Genomic DNA, 17,781 nt, shown 5'->3' with positions numbered 1-17,781 from the left:
ATCAATTCCTCTCGGAGTCGACCGAAATCTGAACCTATGTAGCATAGTGCACGAAATAGCTCAAACGTATTCGTGATCGACAGGTGAGATCGGATCGATGGGCCGCAAACCTTCCGCCCCACCGCCGTTGACGGGGCATTAACCACGTCGCCGCTAGGGTTCGTTAACCATCCGGCACTGTTCCGGGGCGGTGTGACCTGTAATCTCCGCGCTCTGGGCGGGGACTTTGGCGGAGACCGGGATCAGGTGCGGACGGCGGCTGACCGGTGGGAACGGCGGAGGATGCGGCTCGCCGCCGCGGCGCTCGGCGTCACGCTCGCGGCACCGGCGGCAGCCCAGCGGTTCGACGCGACCAGCCCGGTTACCGGCCAGCCCGACAATCCCGGCATCGGCCAGGACACGGGTCCGAACGGCCTGCCCACACTCAAGCGCACCATCCCGGACGGCCTGAGCCGCGACCAGAATCGCGGGGCGCTCGGCGGCGACGCGGCGGGCGGCGAGCAGACCGGCGGTGACAGCCTCCGGTCGCCGCTCTCGCCCCCCGCGCAGACGCAGATCCCGGGTCAGCCCGGCGTGTCCCAGCTCAGCACCCGCGTCACCACAGGGGGACGGCGCACCGGCGGATCCTCGACGGCACCGGCCAATCTCGCGCCGTCGACCCTCCTGCGCACGCGCGCCGCTCCGCCGCGGCGGATCGGCTCGGCGACGCGGCGGGTCACTCAGGACGTCACGCAGATCCCGCCGCCGGCGCTGCGGCTGACGCCGGTGGTCCAGCAGGCGGTCGTCGGGGTCCCGAACCCGCAGGTCGTGACGCCGATCCGGCCGATCCTCCCGTTCCAGTCGATCGCGCCGGCCCTCGGCCTCCTGACCCCGGGCTTCATCCTCGGCACCGACCTGGCGCGCGCGATCCCCACCGATCCGGCCTACGCGCCGATCGGCTATCAGGTCGGCACCTTCACAGTCCTGCCCACCTTCGCCCAGAGCGTCGGCTACGATTCGAACCCGGACCAGACCACCCGCCAGATCGCCAAGGGCTCGGTCGCGCTGCGCACCGACGCCACGGTCGACTTCCGGAGCAACTGGTCCTCCAGCTCGCTGCAGGGCTCGCTCCGGGGCTCGTACCTCGAGACCCCGCAGAACGAGGCCGCGAGCCGCCCCGCGGCAGACGGCGTGGTCCGGCTGCGCGTCGACGCCAACCGGGACCTGCGCATCGACGCGGAGGGGCGGTTCCTGGTGGACACGCAGCGCACGTCGAGCGCCAACCTCCAGGCTGCCACCGCCACGACACGGCCGCTCCTGGCCGTCTACGGCGGTTCGCTCGGGGCGACGGAGACGTTCAACCGCCTGTCGGTCACCCTGCGTGGGTCCGTCGATCGCTCCGAGTTCGACAATGCGCGTTTGGCGGACGGGACGATCGTCAATCAGTCCGACCGCAACCTGAACCAGTACAGCCTGCAGCTGCGCACGGCCTACGAGATCAACCCGGATTTCAGCCCGTTCATCGACCTGCTCGGCGACACGCGAGTCTACGACCGCCGCTTCGACGCGACGGGCGTCCGGCGCGACTCGGACGGCATCGCGGTCGCCTTCGGGACGAGCATCGGCCTCGCGCGCTCGGTGACGGGCGAGATCTCCGCCGGCATCCAGCATCGGACCTACGTCGATCCGAGCCTGCGCGACATCAACGCGCCGTTGCTCAACGCGGCCCTGGTCTGGGCGGCGAGTCCGCTCACGACCGTCCGTCTCACCGCCGCGACCGGCGTCACCGAGACGACGATCCCGGGCTCCAGCGGCGTGCTCACCGAGGTCGCGACGCTCGAGGTGCAGCACGACCTGCTGCGCAACCTCTCGATCGTCCTCGGCGGATCGTATCTCCGGAACGACTACCAGAGCAGCAGCATCCGCGAGAACGGGTTCTCGGCGACCGCGCGGCTCGACTACCACTTCACCCGCTGGCTGACCCTGCGCGGCACGTACATCTATCAGAAGTTCGACAGCACGGTCGCCGGGTCCAGCTTCCGGGAGAACACCTTCCTGCTCGGCCTGCGCGTGAATCCCTGAGGCGGCCTCAGAACCGCTCCGTCCAGGGACGCAGTTCCAGTTCGGAGGTCCAGGCGCTACGATCCTGGCGCAAGAGGTCGCGATAGGCCCTGGCGATGGCGTCGGGATCGAGATGGCTGTCGGGGGCCTCCGGCGGCTCGCCGCCGCGGGCCGGATTGCGGATGGCGCCGTCGATCACGATGTGCGCGACGTGGATCCCCTGGGGCTGCAATTCCCGGGCGAGGCTCTGACCCAGTCCACGCAGCGCGAACTTCCCCATCGCGAACGGGGCCGATCCCGCGAAGCCCTTCACGCTCGCCGAGGCGCCGGTGAGCAGGATCGCGCCGTGGCGATGCGGCAGCATGCGGCGCGCCGCGGCCTGCGCCACGAGGAAACCGCCATACGCGGACACCATCAGCGCCTGGGCGACCGCGTCCGGGTCGAGATCGGCGACCGGGCCGCGGAGACGACCGCTCGCGTTGTAGACGACGACGTCCGGCGGACCGCCGAGCGCGAGCTCCAGGCGGGCGAACAGCGCCTCGACCTCAGCGGGCCGGCTGGCATCGCAGGCATGGACCGCCGCGCCCGTCTCTGCCGCGAGTGCGGCGAGCTTGTCGACGTTCCGGGCGGCGAGGCCGATCGTCATGCCGTCGGCCGCGAACAGGCGCGCCAGCGATGCGCTGAGGCCGGAGCCCGCCCCGACGATCAGGGCTCTCGAATAGGTCGGGATCATCCTCTCCTCCTCTGCTGACCCGCCCAGGGCCGATGGGAACCTGTACGCCCGCCCCGCGTCAGTCGCGGCGCTGCGCGAAGAACGCCCGGAGCAGATCGGCCGCCTCGCGCTCGCGGAACCCGCCGTAGACCTCGGGCACGTGGTGGCAGGTCGGCTGATCGAAGACGCGCGGCCCGTGCTCGACCCCCCCCCCCTTCGGATCGGCCGCGCCGTAGTAGAGCCGCCGGATGCGCGCGAAGGATATCGCGCCCGCGCACATCGGGCACGGCTCCAGGGTGACGTAGAGATCGCAGCCGACGAGGCGCTCGGTGCCGAGGGCCGCGCAGGCCGCGCGGATCGCCAGGATCTCCGCGTGCGCCGTCGGGTCGTGCAATTCGCGCGGCCGATTATGCGCCACCGCCAGGATGACCCCGTCCCGGACAACCGCGGCGCCGACCGGGACCTCCCCGGCAACGGCCGCGGCGCGGGCAGCCGCGAAAGCGTGATCGAGCGCGGTCAGCGGTCCGGACGTTTCCGCTCGCGCCGGATGGATCGGATCGGCAGCCAAGCTGTTCTCATCCCACTGACGCGACGGACCCGGGGCGGCGGCCTGGCCTGACCCAAGTCAATGTTAAGGCCTGGAACATTCCGCCGACCGTGACCGTTTCAGGAACCAGTGCGGCGCCGCCGCAGATCGAACAAGAGGACAACGCCATGAGCAGCACCACCGACAAGATCAAGGGCGTCGCCAATGAGGCCGTCGGCAAGGCCAAGCAGGGCATCGGCGACGTGACCGGTAACGACAAGCTCAAGGCCGAAGGTGCCGCCCAGGAACTCAAGGGCAAGGCCCAGGGCACCGTCGGCGACGCCAAGAGCGCGGTGAAGTCCGCCACCGACAAGCTCTGATCGTCGAGCGCGACCGGAACGGAACCCGCCTCGGGCGGGTTCCAGAACTGAACCGACCCGAATAACGCGAGGATGCCATGATCGGCTGGGCTGTCACGTTTCTCGTCGTCGCTCTCGTGGCGGCGCTCCTCGGTTTCGGCGGCATCGCCGGCACGGCGATGGAGGCGGCCAAGATCGTCTTCTTCGTGGCGATCGCGCTGTTCCTGATCTCCGCCGTGTTCGGCGTGATGCGCGGGCGCTCGCCGAGACTCTGACGAATGCGGGTCTTCGACCCGCCATCCAAGTCTTCGAGGCGGTCCCGACGGGCCGCCTCTTCGCGTTGAGGCGCCTCGCACCGGTGCACAACCCGTCTCGCCTGTCGGAACCGGCTCTGATAAGCGGCAGGCATGAGCGACTTGCCGAACGACGATAAGCCGGAGGGGACCGCCCGTCCGGCCCCCGAGTCAGCGCGCACCGAGAGCTGGGCACCGCCCACCGATGCGGGCCGTGCCGATGCCGACACCGAGCGGCCTGCCAGTTCTGCCGCGAAGAAGACGGCGCGGAAGGCCAAGCCGCAGCCCGCCCCGCAGGCGGAGCCTCTGCCAGAGCCGCAGCCGGAGCCAGGTCCCGAAGCGTCCGCGGACGCCGAAGCCCTGATCGAGACGCCGCCCGGCGAGCGCATCGCGAAGGCGATGGCACGGGCCGGCGTCGCCTCGCGGCGCGACGCCGAGACGATGATCCTGGCCGGACGCGTCAGCGTCAACGGCGAGACGCTGACATCCCCGGCCCGCAACGTCACCGAGAACGACCGGATCCTGATCGACGGCGAGCCGATGCCGTCGCGGGAGCGCAGCCGCCTGTGGATCTTCCACAAGCCGCGGGGCGTGGTGACGACCGCCCGGGACCCGGAGGGCCGCCAGACGGTGTTCGACGTGCTCCCGGAGGATCTGCCCCGGGTCGTGGCGGTCGGACGGCTCGACATCAACACCGAGGGGCTGCTGCTGCTCACCAATGACGGCGGGCTCGCCAAGGTGATCGCGCATCCCGACACGGGCTGGCTGCGCCGCTACCGAGTCCGCGCCCACGGCGACACCGATCAGGCGCAACTCGACCGGCTGTCCAAGGGCGTCACCATCGACGGGATGGAGTACGGCCCCGTCGAGGCGACCCTCGACCGCGTGCAGGGCGACAACGTCTGGCTGACGCTCGGCCTGCGCGAGGGCAAGAATCGCGAGGTCAAGCGCATCCTCGAGCATCTCGGGCTGTCGGTGAACCGGCTGATCCGGCTCTCCTTTGGGCCGTTCCAGCTCGGCGACCTGGAGGTCGGCCTGGTCGAGGAGGTTCGGACCCGCGTCCTCAAGGATCAGCTCGGCAAGAGCCTCGCCGAGCAGGCCGGCGTGGATTTCGACAGTCCGGTCCGCGAGCCGATCTCGCCGTTCGGTGGCACCCGCCCGGCGGATCGGGACGCCCAATCGGCGCAGCCGGCATCATCCCGGCGCAATGCCGCGCGTCCCGCGCCGGCGCCGCGCGTCTCGACCGGGGGCACCGGTCCCGGACCGCGCAACTCCGCGTGGCGCGACGAGGACGCGGCCAAGCCGCGGGGGACGCGCATTCCCCGGCGCGGCGCGGATCCCCGGGCCGCGCAGGCGGCCGCGGCAGAACGCGGCCGCGAGCGCGTCGGCTCGATCCGGACCGGCGACCGCCGGGTCGTCGTCGAGCGCCTGTCCGCAACGCCGGCGGAGCCCGAGCCCGTCGCCAAGCCGAAGCGCCGCTTCGCCGACCGGGGGATGCCGGAGCGGCAGGAGCGCCCCGCCGGTCGGCGCGATGAGCGCCGCGGCGATGAGCGCCCGCGCCGCGAGAGCCCGCGGAGCGAGGCTCCGCGGGACGAGCGGCGATTCGACGAGCGCGGGGGCAAGCCCGGGGGCCGGCGCGACCGACCGTTCGACGCCGGGCCGGCGGAGGGCGCGTCGCGGAAGCCGGGCGGCTTCCGCGGCCAGAAGCCCGCTGCCGCCGGGGGCAAGCCCGCGTTCGGTGGCCCGAAGACCGGGGGTGCGCGTCCCGGCGGAAGCCGCCCCGGTGGCAAGCCCGGCGGTTTCGCCGGCAAGGGGGCTGGCCAGGGTCGGCGCAACGGACCCGCGGGCGGGTCGGACACGGGCGGTCGTCCTGGTGCTCGTCCCGGTGCGCCGCGCGGGGGCGCCAAGCCCGGCGGCGGCCGGCCGCCGCGCGGGACGCGGTGAGGATCGTCGGCGGCGCGTGGCGGGGCCGCAGGCTCGCCACGCCGCGCACCGACGCCATTCGGCCGACATCGGACCGCCTGCGGGAATCGTTGTTCAACGTGCTCGCCCACGCCTACGACGACGCCGTCGCCGGCGCCCGGGTCCTCGACCTGTTCGCCGGTACGGGTGCCCTCGGCTTCGAGGCGCTCTCGCGGGGCGCCGCCTACGCCCTCCTCGTCGACGAGGGCGCCGAGGCGCGCGCGGTGATCCGCGAGAACATCGAGGCCCTGGGTGCCGAAGGTGTGACGCGCCTGTTTCGGCGGGACGCGACCCGTCTCGGCCCGGCCTCCACGGCGGGCACCTTCTCGCTGGTCTTCTGCGACCCGCCCTACGGCCGTGATCTGGCGCCGCGCGCCCTGAAAAGCGCCGCCGAGGGAGCCTGGCTGGCGCCCGGGGCTCTCATCGTCGTCGAAGAGGTCGAGGCCGCGCAGGTCGTCTGGCCGGCCGGATTCGCGGAACTGGAGCGGCGCGTCTACGGGGATACGGCCGTGGCGATCGCCCGATTCGCCGCCTGAATCGTGCTTAGTCCCGATCGCGCGAAGCCGGATCCGTAGCACCGACTTGAGACCCGAAATGGATCGCCAGCCAAACGGTGGGTGAGTCGGTCCACTCCACCCGGTGCCGACGATGCGGCGCGATCAGCACGGCGTCACCCGCGACGAGGCGACGGGCCTCCGCCTCGTCGGCGAACCGAAGGTCGGCCGCGCCCGTCAGGACGGCGACCCACTCGGCATCCGGCTGGTCGTAGTAGAATCCCGGCGGGCTCGCCTGACCGGTCGAGACGATGCGCTCCACCCGCAGGCCCGGCTCGGAGACCAGGACCGACACGATCTCGTCGTCCGCCCGGAGCGGCACGTCGGCGAGCAGGTGGGTCACGCGCGTCGGGAGAGAGTCCATGATCCCGCCTGCAGGGACCGCACGGCGCCGGATCGGCGCCGGGCAAGGCCCGGATGTCAGGAGTTGCGCGGAGCGCCGCCCGCCTGCGGTGCCGCGCCGTCCGACGTCTTGGTCTGACCGATCCGCGCCGCGGATTTGACGAGGGAGAGCACGTCGCGGCGCATCTGATCGTCGGCGATCTGATTGTAGGCCCGGAGCAGTTCGACGGCGCCGGCGACGCGCAGCAGCGCGGGACCGCTATCCGTCGTCGCCTCGGGCTCGGGCTCGAAGAAGCTCGAGACCGGAACGCCGAGCCGCTCGGCGATCGCCTGCAGGCGGCCGGCACCGACACGGTTCTTGCCGGTCTCGTACTTCTGGACCTGCTGGAAGCTGACGCCCAGCGCGCTGGCCAGCGCGGACTGGCTCAGTCCATTCGCCGCCCGAAGGAACGCGATGCGGCTGCCGACCCCGTGATCGATGGCTGTGGTCTGCTTCGGCTTGGGGGTTGGGTTCGCCATAGTGGGTAGTCCGAATGTTCTTGCTGTCTGCAGGCTTGCTCGCCCGGATCCAGGGCGCCAATCACAACCGACAGGTGCAACATTGCGCGGCCAAGATCCAGACCTGACATCTGTTAGTGCCACAGGTCAGCCGCGCGTGCAACGAATGGTTACGCTCTCGAAATCTTAGGTCCGGAAGACCGCAATTTGGGCCCTCCAGTGCCCGCCGCGAGAACAACTCAAATACCGGGCCCGATCAAATATAAGTGAGCGAGATCAGCTAAAAATTCACTCTCGAACACTGCCGGGCGATATCGGGTTGCCTGCGCTGCGTTGGGCCCGCTGGGCCGATCCCAGTGAAATCCGTACGACAGCAAACGGTCGACTCAGGGCTCGGTGGCGCGCGCCGGCGACGGAATCACGCCGCCGGGCCGAGCCAATCGAGGACGATTCGCAACTGGTCGTCGTCGAGCAACGCGGGCGCGTGGCCGCAATCGGGAATCTCGACGCGGCGCGTCGGCGGTCCCCGGCGCGTCATCTCGTCGGCCGTCGAGGCGAGGAGGAGTTCCGAGTGCTCGCCGCGGAGCAGCAGGACCGGACAGGTGATCGCGTCCCAGTCGCGCCACATGCTCACGCTGTAGACGCGGCCCGGTCGGAAGGCGTCTCCGATGCCGGGATCGTAGTGGGGCCGCCAGCCGCCGTTGGGCTCCTGGAAGAAGCTGTGCTTGGCGATGTGGCGCCACTGCTCGTCGGTGAGCGGGCCGAACGCGCCCAGCACCGTGCGCAGACGCGATTCGCCCGAGGCGAGGTTATGGTGCAGCCGGGGGGCGTCCCGCAGGCGCGACCCGATCTCGCGGATGGGCGCCCAGGGCAGGAACGGGCCGATATCGTTGATCACCATCCGGCGGATCGGGGTGCGGGCGGCCGCGGCCAGGACCATGCCGGTCAGGCCGCCGAGGGACGTGCCCACCCAGTCGATCTTCCCGGGGACCCGGAGATGGGCGATGAGCGCGGCCATGTCGGCGGCGTATTGCGGCAGGCCGTAGAGTTCCGGGTCCTTCAGCCATCCGCTGAGGCCGCGCCCGGGCAGGTCCGGGCAGATCACCCGGTACCCGAGCTTCGCGAGGCGATAGCCGAGGGCGTCGAAATCGCGGCCCTGGCGGCTGAGACCGTGGACGCAGACGACGACGTGCGGGCTGTCCGGGTCACCCCATTCCACGTAGGCGATGCGGTGGAAGTCGTGGGGCGCGTAGGCCTGGAAATGGCCGGTCCGGAACGGCACGTCGGCGCGGCTCAGGTCGTCGAGCCGCGGCGTTGCCTCAGGTCCGGGAACGGGCGCCGCGGTGCCGGCCGTCACGGGGTCTCCGTGCGCGCGGCGGCCTCGCGGGCGAGACGGCCGGTCGTCTGATGGAGGTCGACCATCTGGTCGGTCAGCCGGCGCGCCTGCTCCTGCAGGAACGCGATGTTCAGCGCCGCGACCTCGCGGGCATCTGCCGCCTTGGCGACGCGGTCCGCGAAGTCGAGGCTCGCGCGGACATTGGTGTCGGAGGCCACGAGGATCCGGTGGCCGATCTCGCGCATCGCCGCCATGGCGTGGACGGCGTTGTCCTCGAACGCGTTGTAGAGCCGGGCGCCGGCGGCGTCCCACTGCTCGCGCACCCGGCGGGCGCCGGCCACGTTGCTGTCGGTGAGTTGGTGCGCGGTCTCGCGGCTGGAGCCCATCACCGCGCGCCAGCCCTCGAAGCTCTGCGCCATCGAGGCCTCGAAGGCGTTCAGCGCCATCTCGCCCGCCTCGGCGAAGCGCTCGTACGCCTCGCGCGCCCGGGCGACGCTGCCCTCCACCGCGGCGCGGCCGGTCTCCCCGGAGATCGCCGGCAGGTTGTCGTTCCCCACAATCGTCTCCCGCAGATGGGCCGGTCGCACGCGGTCCCGACGGCGCGTCGCTGGAATACGGGCATCCGCCAGGGGCGATCTCCCGTCAACAGGGCCCTGTAACAGAATCCGCGCGCGGCCCACATTGCCACGGTGGCCGCGATTGACAGGCACGACGGCGGCGAAATCTTCGTCGCGCGGAGCGCACGCCACGCCCGCCGCCCGATCAGAAGGCTGCACGATGACGGACACCCGTCCGACCCAGACCGAGGTCCGCGAGACGGGCTCTCATCCGTTCGAGGCCGGGCTCGCGCGCCGGCCGGCCAACTACGTCCCGCTGACCCCCGCCAGCCTGCTGGCGCGGGCCGCCGCCGCGGCGGGCGGGCGGATCGCCGTGATCGACGGCCACCGCCGCCTCACCTACGCGGACCTCTACGCGCGTTGCCGGCGCCTCGCCGCGGGCCTCGCGGCCCGGGGGGTCGGGCCACTCGACACCGTGGCGATCCTGGCGCCGAACGTCCCGGAGATGATCGAGGCGCACTTCGCCGTGCCGATGCTCGGCGCGGTGCTGAACCCGCTGAATACGCGCCTCGACGCGGCGACGATCGCGTTCTCGCTGCGGCACGGGGGCGCCCGGGCGCTCCTCGTCGAGGCCGAGTACGCCGCGCTGGCCGCGCGGGCGCTCGCGGAACTCGCCGAGCCGGTCCTCGTCGTGGTGATCGGCGCTACCGGGATCGACGGGGCCCTGCCCTACGAGGATCTGCTGGCCGAGGGCGATCCGGACTACGCCTGGCACGGCCCGGAGGACGAGTGGCAGTCGCTCTGCCTGCTCTACACGTCGGGGACGACCGGCGATCCCAAAGGCGCCGTCTACAGCCATCGCGGCGGCTATCTCCAGGCGCTCGGCAACGCCGTCACGTTCGGCCTGACCGGCGAGAGCGTGTATCTTTGGACGCTGCCGATGTTCCACTGCAGCGGTTGGTCCTACCCATGGGCGAGTGTCGCCGCCTGCGCCACGCAGGTCTGCCTGCGCAAGGTCGAGCCGGCGGCGATCTTCAGGCTGATCGCCGAGCACGGGGTGACGCATCTGTGCGGCGCCCCGATCGTCCTTTCGATGATCGCGCACGCGCCGGCGCAGGACCGTGTGCCGTTCCCCCAGCGCGTGCGCTGCGCGGTCGGCGGCGCGGCGCCGTCCTCGACGATCATCCGCACCATGGAGGAGCTCGGCTTCCAGGTGACGCATCTCTACGGCGCCACCGAGAGCTACGGCCCCGCGACGGTCTGTCTGGCGCAGCCGGACTGGACCGATCTCCCCGACACCGAGCGACACGCCCGCATGGCCCGCCAGGGCGTGCCGCTGGCCACGCTCGAGGCGGTGAGCGTCGCCGACGTCGCGAGCGACGCGCCGGTGCCGCGGGACGGCACGACGGTCGGCGAGATCCGCCTGCGCGGAAACACGGTGATGAAGGGCTACCTCGGCAACCCGGGCGCGACCGAGGAGGCCCTCGCCGGCGGCTGGTACCGGACCGGCGACCTCGCGGTCTGGCATCCCGACGGGTCGGTGGAGATCAAGGACCGGGCGAAGGACATCATCATCTCGGGCGGCGAGAACATCTCCAGCCTGGAGGTGGAGGAGGTGCTGATGCGCCATCCCGCCGTGATGCTGGCGGCCGTCGTGGCGCGGCCGGATCCGACCTGGGGCGAGAGCCCCTGCGCGTTCCTGGAGGTGAAGCCCGGCGCAGCGGTGCCGAGCGACCAGGAGTTGATCGCGTTCTGTCGCGAGCACATGGCGCGGTTCAAGGTGCCGAAGACGGTGGTGTTCGGGCCGCTGCCGAAGACCTCGACCGGCAAGATTCAGAAATTCGTCCTGCGCGAGCAGGCGCGGACCCTCTGACCCGCGCCGGTCCCGTGACGGGAGCCGTTTCGGGCGACCACTACAGGCCGGAGACGAGGTGGCCGCCGTCCACCGCCAGGACGCTGCCGGTCATGTAGGCGCCGGCCTCCGAGGCCAGGAGCAGGAGCGGCCCGTCGAGTTCGGCGGCCTCGCCCAGCCGGCGCTGCGGAATGCGCCTGATCAGCGCCCGGCCGGCATCGGACTCGAAGAAGGCGTCGTTGAGCTCGGTCTTGATGTAGCCCGGCGCGAGGGCGTTCACCCGGATCCCGTAGCGGGCCCACTCGAGCGCGAGGCTCTTGGTGAGCTGGACGACCGCCGCCTTCGAGGTGGCGTAGGGCGCGAGCCCGCCGGTGACCCGCAGCCCGAGGATCGACGCGATGTTGACGATGCTGCCGCCCGCCCCGTGCCGGACCATGCGCCGGCCGGTAGCCTGGGCGACCTGCCAGACGCCTTTGAGATTCGTGTCGAGCACCGCGTCCCAGTCGGATTCCGCGAGGTCGAGGGCCGGCTTCGTCGCCGTCACGCCGGCATTGTTCACCAGCACCGCCACCGGTCCGAAGCGCTCTTCGGCGGCGTCGAGCGCCCGCTCAACGCTCGCGGCGTCGGTGACGTCCATGACGACGGCGTGGGCCTCACCGCCCGCCGCCGCGACGCGATCGACGGTCTCGGCGAGGGCGTCGGCCCGGCGGGCGCCGAGCGACAGGCGCGCGCCGGCGCGGGCCAGGGTCCCGGCGAAATGGCGGCCGAGACCGCTGGAGGCCCCGGTCACCAAGACGTGGCGGCCGGCGAGGTCGAACGGGCCCGCCATCTCAGCGTACCGACGCGGCGGCGGGTGCCGGGCACGTCGGCCGCGCGGCGGCGCGGCGCGCGCCGAAGTTGTCGAGATCGGTCATGGCTCCGCGCCTCCCATGCGCACTGTCGGTTCGGGACGGCTGGCGCCCCGGTCTTCGAGCCGCGGCGTCACACGCCGTTGTGGACCGGCCCCGCGCGTGCCGCCAGCCGGATCGACGGCGCGGCGCCTCATCGGCGGCCGAACAGCCGCTCGATGTCGGCGAGCTTCAGTTCGATCGAGGTCGGGCGACCGTGGTTGCACTGTCCGGAATTGGGCGTCGCCTCCATCTCGCGCAGCAGGGCGTTCATCTCCTCCGGCCGCAGGCGACGCCCGGCGCGGATCGAGCCGTGGCAGCTCATGCGCGACAGGACCGCGTCGAGGCGCCGCCCGAGCGGGCCGCCCTCGGTCGCCGGCTCTCCGCCCTCCTCGTCGCCGCTGGCCTCCAGGGCGTCGAGGATGTCGGTGACGAGCTTGCGCGTCGAGGCGCCGATCAGCGCGGCCGGCACCTCGCGCACGAGCACCGCCCCCGGCCCGAACGCCTCGATGGACAGTCCCAGCCGGTCGAGGTCCGGGGCGGCCACGACCAGCCGGTCGGCCTCCTCGGGGCTCATCTCGACGACGTCCGGGATCAGGAGTCCCTGGCGGGCGATGCCGCCTGCCTCCCGCTCGGCCTTCATCCGCTCGTAGACGAGGCGCTCGTGGGCGGCGTGCTGGTCGACGATCACAAGGCCGTCGCGGGTCTGGGCGAGGATGTAGGTCTCGTGGATCTGCGCGCGGGCGGCCCCCAGCGGATGATCGAGCGCCTCCACAGCGTCGGCGGCAACGCGGGTGTCGGCCTGGGGCGGGGCCGCCACGGCTTCGGGCTCGGGCCCGGCCCAGACGGCTTGAGCGGCCTCGCCGAAGCCGGTCGGCTCGACCCGCGCCGGCTGCGGCGCCGGCCTCCACGCCGCCGAGGAACGGTAGCCGGGTGGCGCTGCCACCGAGGGTGCACCGCTCGGGAAGGGGCCCGGCCGCGTCGGCCGGAACAGGCTCGGCGCGGTGGCGCCGCTGTGGGTGGCGAGCGGCGCCCCGGCCGGGCGCAGGGCGTCGAGGGTCCGCGCGGCGCCGGTGGTGGCCGAGCGGGCGCCGCCGCGGCGTAGGGCGTCGTGGATCGCGCTCACGATCAGCGCCCGCACGAGGCCCGGCTCGCGGAAGCGCACCTCGGTCTTGGCCGGGTGGACGTTGACGTCGACGAGGCCGGGGTCGCACGCGACGGCGAGGCCGAGCACCGGGTGCCGGTCGGAGGCCAGCGTGTCGGCGTAGGCGCCGCGGATCGCCCCGAGCAGGAGACGGTCGCGGACCGGCCGGCCGTTGACCGCGAGGTGGATGTGGGTCGCCGCGCCGCGATGGTAGGTCGGCAGGCCGACATGGCCCGTCACAGCGAAGCCCTCCCGGGCCAGGGAAACCGGCAGGGCGTTGGCGAGGAAGTCCTGTCCCAGCACCGCCGCGAGCCGGCGCAGCTCCGCCTCGGCCCCGGTCTCGGCCGGCAGGACCAGGGGCTGGCCGGAATCGGCCCGCAGGGTGAAGCGGATCCCGGGCTGCGTCGCCGCGAGGCGGCGCAGCGTCTCAGCGATGGCGGCGTTCTCCGCCCGGTCCGATTTCAGGAACTTGAGCCGCGCCGGCGTGGCGGCGAAGAGCTCGGTCACCTCGATCCGGGTGCCGCGCTGGGCCGGGGCCGGGCGGACCTGACCCTTCAGCCCCGCCTCGACCGTCAGACTCGCCCCCGCCTCGGCCTCGGGCGTGCGGGTGACGATGGCGAGGCGTGACACCGCGCCGATCGACGGCAGGGCCTCGCCGCGGAAGCCGAGGGTGTCGATCGCCGTGAGGTCGCCGCCCGGGAGCTTGGAGGTGGCGTGCCGCTCGACCGCGAGGTCGAGATCGTCCGGCGTCATGCCGCGGCCGTCGTCGACCACGCGGATCAGCCGGCGCCCACCGGCCTCGACGGTGACCTCGACGGCCCGGGCCCCGGCATCGATCGCGTTCTCGACCAGTTCCTTCACGGCCGAGGCCGGGCGCTCGACCACCTCGCCCGCGGCGATGCGGTCGACGAGTATGGGGTCGAGGCGGCGGACGGACGGCGCGGACAGGGAGGACATCGGCACGCAGGATAGTCCCTGCGCGGCGGCGATCCAATCGGCCGGTCGTGCCGACCCGTCAGGCGCGGCGCTTCGACCCGCCCAGGGAGATGCGGCCGGCGCCCCCGCGCGGTCCGTGGCTCGCCGCCACGGGACGGCGGGACAGGTCGTAGAGGACGTTCCCGACGAGGCCCGCGGTCCGCCGGAGGGTCGGGCCCTCGCAGGTCGCCGCGACGCGGACGCCGATCGCGTGGGTGTGACTGCGGCCGTAGAGCCAGACGGCGAGCCGGGCGCGCGTCGCCTCCGGGATCCCGTCGAGCAGAAGCGCGGCCCCGTCCGGGTCGGCCTTGATCAGGCGGCCGACCACGTCCGGTGCGACCGGGCAGTCGAGGGCCGGGTCGTCGATGCTGAGCGTTCGGTCCTGGGTCATGGTGGCCCTGACAGCGTGGAGCCGTCAGCGTGGGCAGTCTTGGTTAACGAAAGCTCACCACAAGTCGCAGCCTCGATCCGCCATTGCAGGTCGCGACGGGGGCGTTGCCGCGATGCAACCGCCACCCGCCCCGGATCCCGCGTCCTAGAGCGGCCGTCGGATCAGCCGGGCGATCAGGCCAACGATGCCCTCGCGGAACAGCAGCACGCAGAGCACGAAGACGCAGCCCTGGATGATCGTCACCCAAGCGCCGAACTGTGCCAGGTAGGTCTCCATCGTGACGATCACCAGCGCGCCGACGATCGGCCCGAACACCGTCCCCATGCCGCCGACGAGGGTCATCAGCACCACTTCGCCGGACATCGACCAGTGCACGTCGGTGAGCGAGGCGAGCTGGAACACGATCGCCTTGGTGGAGCCCGCGAGCCCGGCGAGCGTCGCCGAGAGCACGAACACCGCGAGCTTGTACTGGCTGGCGCGGTAGCCGAGCGAGATCGCCCTCGGCTCGTTGTCGCGGATCGCCTTCAGCACCTGCCCGAAGGGCGAGTGGATGATCCGGTAGATCAGCAGCATCCCGGCCATGAAGACCACGGCCACCACCGCGTACATGACCCGGTCGTCGGCGAGGCTGATCGCGCCGAACAGGTTGCCGCGGGGCACCGCCTGGATGCCGTCCTCGCCGCCGGTGAACTTCGCCTGCAGGGAGAAGAAGAACACCATCTGGGCGAGCGCCAGGGTGATCATCGAGAAGTAGATGCCCTGCCGGCGGATCGCCAGGGCGCCGAAGACCAGACCCAGCAGAGCGGCCGTGACCGTGCCGGCGAGGATCGCCAGCTCCGGCGTGAAGCCCAGGCTCTTGGCCGTGTACGCGCAGAGGTAGCTTGCCATGCCGAAATAGGCGGCGTGGCCGAAGGAGAGCAGGCCGCCGTAGCCGAGCAGGAGGTTGAAGGCGAGCGCGAACAGCGCGAAGCACAGCACCTTCATCAGGTAGACGGGGTACAGGACGAGCGGTGCCACGACGAGCAGCACCGCGATGCCCACGAAGATGAGGCGGTGGAGCGCCTTGTCGTCCCGACTCGTCGGCACGGCGGCGGCGATCGGGGCGGCGTCGAGGGCGGCGGTGTCGGCCATGGGGGTGCCTCAGATCGCGATCAGGCCGTGCGCCCGAACAGGCCGGCGGGTTTGACGAGCAGCACCAGCACCATGATCACGAAGATCACGGTGGCGGACGCCTCCGGATAGAACACCTTGGTCAGCCCCTCCACGAGGCCCAGGGCGAAGCCCGTGATCACCGAGCCAATGATCGAGCCCATGCCGCCGATCACCACCACGGCGAAGACCACGATGATGATGTCGGCGCCCATGTTGGGATTGACCGAGTAGATCGGCGCAGCGAGCACCCCGGCGAAACCCGCGAGCGCGACGCCGAACCCGTAGGTCAGCGTCAGGAACAGCGGCACGTTGACCCCGAACGCCTGGACCAGGGTCGGGTTCTCGGTGGCGGCGCGCAGATAGGCGCCGAGCTTGGTCTTCTCGATCACGAGCCACGTCGCGATGCAGACGGTCAGCGAGGCGACCACCACCCAGGCGCGGTAGTTCGGCAGGAACATGAAGGGCAGGCGCTGGCCGCCGGACAGCTCGGCCGGGATCGCGTAGGGCAGACCCGACACGCCGTACTGGTTGCGGAACAGGCCCTGGATGATCAGCGCGAGACCGAAGGTCAGCAGCAGGCCGTAGAGGTGGTCGAGCTTGTAGAGCCGGGCGATGAGCACCCGCTCCAGAACGATGCCGAAGGCGCCCACCACGAGCGGTGCGAGCCCCAGCGCCCACCAGTAGCCGAGACCGACATAGGTGAGCAGCATCCAGGCCACGAACGCGCCCATCATGTAGAGCGCGCCGTGGGCGAAGTTGATGATGTTCAGGAGCCCGAAGATGATCGCGAGCCCGAGCGACAGGATCGCGTAGAACGAGCCGTTGATCAGGCCGAGCAGGAGCTGACCGAACAGGGCCTGCGTCGGCACACCGAAGATCGTGGTCATGGCCGGTCTCCGCGCCCCGAACCCACCGTCAGCCCTTCACCAGGGGGCAGTTGCCCTCGTTGAGCGGCCGGAAGACCTGGTCGCCCGGGATAGTCTCGAGCTTCTTGTAGAGGTCCCACTCGCCCTTCGACTCGGCGGGCTTCTTGACCTCGAACAGGTACATGTCGTGGATCTTGCGGCCGTCCGCGCGGATCACGCCCTTGCCGAACAGCGGGTCGTCCGTCGGCATCGCCTTCATCTTGGCGACCGTGGCGGCGCCGTCGGCGGTCGACTTCGTCTCGGCCACAGCCTTCAGGTAGTGGAGCACGTCCGAGTAGACGCCCGCATGGTTCGCGGTCGGCTTCGAGCCGTTCTTCATCTGCTTGGCGAACCGGTCCGAGAAGGCGCGGGTCTGGTCGTTCAGGTCCCAGTAGAACGGCTCGGTGAGCACCAGCCCCTGCGCCACCTTGGTGCCCAGCGAGTGCACGTCCGAGGAGAAGACCAGGAGGCCGGCGAGCGCCTGGCCGCCCTCGGTGATGCCGAATTCGCCCGCCTGCTTGATCGCGTTGATCGTGTCGGTGCCGGCATTGGCGAGCCCGATCACCTTGGCGCCCGAGCCCTGCGCCTGCAGCAGGAAGGACGAGAAGTCGGAGGTCGGGAACGGGGTCTTCACCGAGCCGACGACCTTGCCGCCGTTCTTGGTGATGACCGCGCTGGTGTCGCGCTGCAGGGTCTGGCCGAACACGTAGTCGGCCGTGAGGAAGAACCACGTGTTGCCGCCGCGCTTGACCATCGCGCCGCCGGTGCCGTTGGCCAGCGCCACCGTGTCGTAGACCCAGTGGATGGTGTTCGGCGTGCATTGCGGGCCGGTGAGGTCGGCGGTGCCGGCGCCGGTATCGATGAAGACCTTGTTCTTCTCCTTGGTGACCTGGCTGATCGCCAGCGCCACCGAGGACGTCACGCCGTCCGTGATCATGTCGACGGCGTCGCGGTCGTACCATTGCCGGGCGATGGCCGCGCCGACATCCGGCTTGTTCTGGTGGTCGGCCGAGACGATCTCGACCTTCAGCCCGTGCTGCTCGGGCTTGAAATCCTCGACCGCGAGCTTCGCGGCCACGACCGAGCCCTCGCCACTGATGTCCGAGTAGGCGCCCGAGCGGTCGCCCAGGATGCCGATCTTCACGTTCGTCTGCGCGGCTGCGGTGCCCATCATCAGGGCGCCGGCGAGGGCGGCGAGGGTCACGGGCCGGGCGATGCGTCCGAGCATTTTCGTTTCCATCCTCCAGCGGCGCGGCGGATCTCCGCCGGCCGAGTATCGGGTCGCCGTTTTCTGGC

Annotated in this window: 18 protein-coding genes; 6 read left to right on the top strand and 12 right to left on the bottom strand. The window is 71.5% G+C overall.

Annotated elements, in window-relative coordinates:
* Nucleotides 1-282: 282 nt before the first annotated feature.
* Nucleotides 283-2,061 (top strand): outer membrane beta-barrel protein, encoded by a 1,779-nt coding sequence (locus ACQKQD_RS04330; protein WP_427507578.1) that lies wholly within the window; start codon nt 283-285, stop codon nt 2,059-2,061.
* A 7-nt stretch (nt 2,062-2,068) separates the two neighbouring features.
* Here the strand turns inward: ACQKQD_RS04330 and ACQKQD_RS04325 are convergent, their stop codons facing one another.
* Both ACQKQD_RS04325 and ACQKQD_RS04320 read right to left on the bottom strand, forming a co-directional pair.
* Nucleotides 2,069-2,773, bottom strand: coding sequence for an SDR family oxidoreductase (locus ACQKQD_RS04325; RefSeq protein WP_427507577.1), 705 nt, complete (start codon nt 2,771-2,773; stop codon nt 2,069-2,071).
* A gap of 58 nt (nt 2,774-2,831) precedes the next feature.
* Complete coding sequence (locus tag ACQKQD_RS04320; RefSeq protein ID WP_427507576.1) at nt 2,832-3,320, bottom strand: nucleoside deaminase; 489 nt, start codon at nt 3,318-3,320, stop codon at nt 2,832-2,834.
* A gap of 146 nt (nt 3,321-3,466) precedes the next feature.
* Between ACQKQD_RS04320 and ACQKQD_RS04315 the strand changes: the two genes are divergently transcribed.
* The 4 genes from ACQKQD_RS04315 (at nt 3,467) to rsmD (ending at nt 6,428) form a co-directional block, all read left to right on the top strand.
* Nucleotides 3,467-3,658: a CsbD family protein gene (locus ACQKQD_RS04315; RefSeq protein WP_020091448.1), complete on the top strand. Its 192-nt coding sequence runs from the start codon at nt 3,467-3,469 to the stop codon at nt 3,656-3,658.
* A gap of 77 nt (nt 3,659-3,735) precedes the next feature.
* Nucleotides 3,736-3,912 carry a DUF1328 domain-containing protein gene (locus ACQKQD_RS04310; protein ID WP_012317097.1) on the top strand — a complete coding sequence of 59 codons (177 nt, stop codon included), beginning with the start codon at nt 3,736-3,738 and terminating at the stop codon, nt 3,910-3,912.
* Nucleotides 3,913-4,044: 132 nt separating this feature from the next.
* Nucleotides 4,045-5,874, top strand: a complete 1,830-nt coding sequence (locus tag ACQKQD_RS04305; RefSeq protein ID WP_427507575.1) for a pseudouridine synthase — start codon at nt 4,045-4,047, stop codon at nt 5,872-5,874.
* Nucleotides 5,871-6,428, top strand: coding sequence for a 16S rRNA (guanine(966)-N(2))-methyltransferase RsmD (rsmD, locus tag ACQKQD_RS04300; protein WP_091978370.1), 558 nt, complete (start codon nt 5,871-5,873; stop codon nt 6,426-6,428). Before ACQKQD_RS04305 ends, rsmD begins: the two co-directional genes overlap by 4 nt.
* 7 nt (nt 6,429-6,435) lie before the next feature.
* On the opposite strand, the gene ACQKQD_RS04295 is transcribed toward rsmD, so the two are convergent.
* The 4 genes from ACQKQD_RS04295 to ACQKQD_RS04280 all read right to left on the bottom strand — a co-directional run bounded on the left by ACQKQD_RS04295 (nt 6,436) and on the right by ACQKQD_RS04280 (nt 9,179).
* Nucleotides 6,436-6,810 carry a cupin domain-containing protein gene (locus ACQKQD_RS04295; protein ID WP_427507574.1) on the bottom strand — a complete coding sequence of 125 codons (375 nt, stop codon included), beginning with the start codon at nt 6,808-6,810 and terminating at the stop codon, nt 6,436-6,438.
* Nucleotides 6,811-6,866: 56 nt separating this feature from the next.
* A complete protein-coding gene (locus ACQKQD_RS04290) occupies nt 6,867-7,307 on the bottom strand; it encodes a helix-turn-helix domain-containing protein (RefSeq protein ID WP_056521969.1) in 441 nt (146 codons plus the stop codon).
* 397 nt (nt 7,308-7,704) lie between these two features.
* Complete coding sequence (locus ACQKQD_RS04285) at nt 7,705-8,643, bottom strand: alpha/beta fold hydrolase (RefSeq protein WP_020091443.1); 939 nt, start codon at nt 8,641-8,643, stop codon at nt 7,705-7,707.
* Entirely contained in the window at nt 8,640-9,179 is a 540-nt protein-coding gene (locus ACQKQD_RS04280; protein ID WP_020091442.1) for a phasin family protein, read from the bottom strand. Before ACQKQD_RS04280 ends, ACQKQD_RS04285 begins: the two co-directional genes overlap by 4 nt.
* Nucleotides 9,180-9,399: 220 nt before the next feature.
* Here ACQKQD_RS04280 and ACQKQD_RS04275 point away from each other — a divergent pair, with 220 nt between their 5' ends.
* On the top strand, nt 9,400-11,052 hold the full coding sequence (locus tag ACQKQD_RS04275; protein WP_020091441.1) for an AMP-binding protein: 1,653 nt from the start codon (nt 9,400-9,402) through the stop codon (nt 11,050-11,052).
* 40 nt (nt 11,053-11,092) lie between these two features.
* Here the strand turns inward: ACQKQD_RS04275 and ACQKQD_RS04270 are convergent, their stop codons facing one another.
* The 6 genes from ACQKQD_RS04270 to ACQKQD_RS04245 form a co-directional block, all read right to left on the bottom strand.
* Nucleotides 11,093-11,860, bottom strand: a complete 768-nt coding sequence (locus tag ACQKQD_RS04270; RefSeq protein WP_100250905.1) for an SDR family NAD(P)-dependent oxidoreductase — start codon at nt 11,858-11,860, stop codon at nt 11,093-11,095.
* A gap of 212 nt (nt 11,861-12,072) precedes the next feature.
* Nucleotides 12,073-14,019 carry a DNA mismatch repair endonuclease MutL gene (mutL, locus tag ACQKQD_RS04265; protein ID WP_100250904.1) on the bottom strand — a complete coding sequence of 649 codons (1,947 nt, stop codon included), beginning with the start codon at nt 14,017-14,019 and terminating at the stop codon, nt 12,073-12,075.
* Between the two features lie 58 nt (nt 14,020-14,077).
* Entirely contained in the window at nt 14,078-14,428 is a 351-nt protein-coding gene (locus tag ACQKQD_RS04260; RefSeq protein WP_100250903.1) for a hypothetical protein, read from the bottom strand.
* 144 nt (nt 14,429-14,572) lie between these two features.
* Complete coding sequence (locus ACQKQD_RS04255) at nt 14,573-15,559, bottom strand: branched-chain amino acid ABC transporter permease (RefSeq protein WP_020091437.1); 987 nt, start codon at nt 15,557-15,559, stop codon at nt 14,573-14,575.
* Between the two features lie 20 nt (nt 15,560-15,579).
* Entirely contained in the window at nt 15,580-16,467 is an 888-nt protein-coding gene (locus tag ACQKQD_RS04250; protein WP_043380394.1) for a branched-chain amino acid ABC transporter permease, read from the bottom strand.
* Between the two features lie 28 nt (nt 16,468-16,495).
* Nucleotides 16,496-17,713 (bottom strand): ABC transporter substrate-binding protein, encoded by a 1,218-nt coding sequence (locus tag ACQKQD_RS04245; protein ID WP_100250902.1) that lies wholly within the window; start codon nt 17,711-17,713, stop codon nt 16,496-16,498.
* Between the last annotated feature and the right edge of the window lie 68 nt (nt 17,714-17,781).

Source organism: Methylobacterium sp. NPDC080182 (genome assembly GCF_050281105.1).
Lineage (GTDB): Bacteria > Pseudomonadota > Alphaproteobacteria > Rhizobiales > Beijerinckiaceae > Methylobacterium.
This window is presented reverse-complemented; position numbering and strand designations above follow the sequence as displayed.